The organism is Tautonia rosea, assembly GCF_012958305.1.
In the GTDB taxonomy this organism is placed as follows: Bacteria; Planctomycetota; Planctomycetia; order Isosphaerales; family Isosphaeraceae; genus Tautonia; species Tautonia rosea.
This window is the reverse complement of sequence record NZ_JABBYO010000045.1, coordinates 1-1,689: the sequence shown is the minus strand read 5'-3', so window position 1 is coordinate 1,689 and position 1,689 is coordinate 1. Positions and strand designations below refer to the sequence as shown.

The window sequence follows — 1,689 nt, the reverse complement described above, 5'->3', positions numbered from 1 at the left end:
CGACCGTTTCCATCTTCAATTGATGCGTCTTGGGTGAAACTATGAAGGAGGCCGAGCCGACGCCGGCAGCGGCTTCGAGTCTGAGGTAAACCTTGAGTGTGTCGATTCTCTCGGTTTTCTCGATTCGGAGCACTGCCATGAGGTACGTCGGCATCGACCTCCACAAAGAGCGTATCACCGTTTGCGTCGTCGATCAGGACCGCAACGTGCGGCAGACCCGCAAATTCCCCTGTGCCGATCCGGCACGGATCGAGGCGTTTTTCGCCGCTCTGGGGCCCTTCGAGGCGGTCGTCGAGGCCACGGCCAGCTACGAGTGGCTGCTCGGGCGAATCGAGCCGCTGGCCCGGCGGGTGGTGCTGGCGCATCCGGGCAAGCTGCGGGTCATCGCCGAGAGCACCCGCAAGAGCGACAAGCTCGACGCCCGCGTGCTGGCCGAGTTCCTGGCGTTGGACATGAATCCGCAGGCGTATCGGCCCACGCCGCGGCAGCGGGAGCATCGGGCCTTGGTACGACATCGGCAATTCCTGATGAAGGAGCGGACCCAGGTCCGGGTCAAGGTCCGTCGGATTTTGAGCGATTCCAACGCCGATCGCCGCGACCTGTTCGCCCGCGGGGGCCGGGACCACATCGCCGCCGTGCCGCTGAGCGACTCGGACCGATTCATCGTCGATCAAATGCTCATTCAACTGTCATCCTTCGAAGCCCAGCTGGCCGAGCTGAGGACGCGGCTGCGTCAGTTCGCCACGGCCGCTTCGGCGGCCGAGCAACGCCACCGCCAGGTGCTTCAGAGCGTCACCGGGGTCGGCGAGGTGACGACCGAAGTGGTGCTGGCGGAGCTGGGCGACATCCGCCGGTTCCGGTCGGCCAAGCAGGTGGTCGCTTATGCGGGGCTGGCGCCGGGTCGTCGCGAGTCGGCGGGCAAGGTGCGAGAGCTGGGGATCACCAAACAGGGCTCACCGCTGTTGCGTTGGGTGCTGGTGGAGGCGGCCTGGCAAGCGGTCCGCCGCTCGGCCTACTGGCGGGGGATTTACCGGGCGTTGAAGCAGCGTCGGGGGGCACGCCGAGCGATCGTGGCCGTGGCACGTCGGCTGCTGGAGGTGCTGGTGGCGTTGCTCCGCAGCGGCTAGGAGTATCGCGAGCCCTCGGCCACGGCGGCCTGAGCCGGAGTTCGACCACGACCACGACTACGACTATGACGACAATCATTCACATGAACTGATCTTCAACACTTCTGGAGCTGATGTCGAGCCACCGCCGCGTGGGCGGGACGAATCGACAGGCGACCACGTCCGGGGCCAAGTGGGCCGGTCCTGGCCGGATCCACGTCAGGGTGAATTCTGGCGTCTGTCGACCGCAATCCGGTTTCGTAGGGCGAGCCCCCGCGGCCCGACCCTGAAGAGATGGTGGAGCGTCCTGCGTCTCGTCGGCCCCGCTCGTCACAGGCCACGCCGAGGGCCTTCCCTCGGCCTCAGGCTCGGAGGATGATCGTGGGTGAGCCGCCGCCACGTCGCGGGCTCGGATCGGGACGGGACCAGGCCGACCGACGCCGACGGCGAGGGGGATGAGCGTGGGACCCACGGCCAGCACTCCGCACCGGCAGCGGCTTGACAGAAGCTCCTTCATCGATGGCCCCGGTTGCTCGTCAACCGGGGCGGCGTCGCCGCACGAGGCTTGGGGCGTCTCACCGTG

General features: G+C 67.1%; 1 protein-coding gene and 1 pseudogene. One reads left to right on the top strand and one right to left on the bottom strand.

What is annotated here, in order from left to right:
* Positions 1-137 precede the first annotated feature (137 nt).
* Positions 138-1,127, top strand: a complete 990-nt coding sequence (locus HG800_RS26755; RefSeq protein WP_169981442.1) for an IS110 family transposase — start codon at positions 138-140, stop codon at positions 1,125-1,127.
* Positions 1,128-1,206: 79 nt separating this feature from the next.
* On the opposite strand, the pseudogene HG800_RS27095 reads toward HG800_RS26755, so the two are convergent.
* Positions 1,207-1,689: pseudogene (locus HG800_RS27095) on the bottom strand (hypothetical protein); the annotation flags it as partial.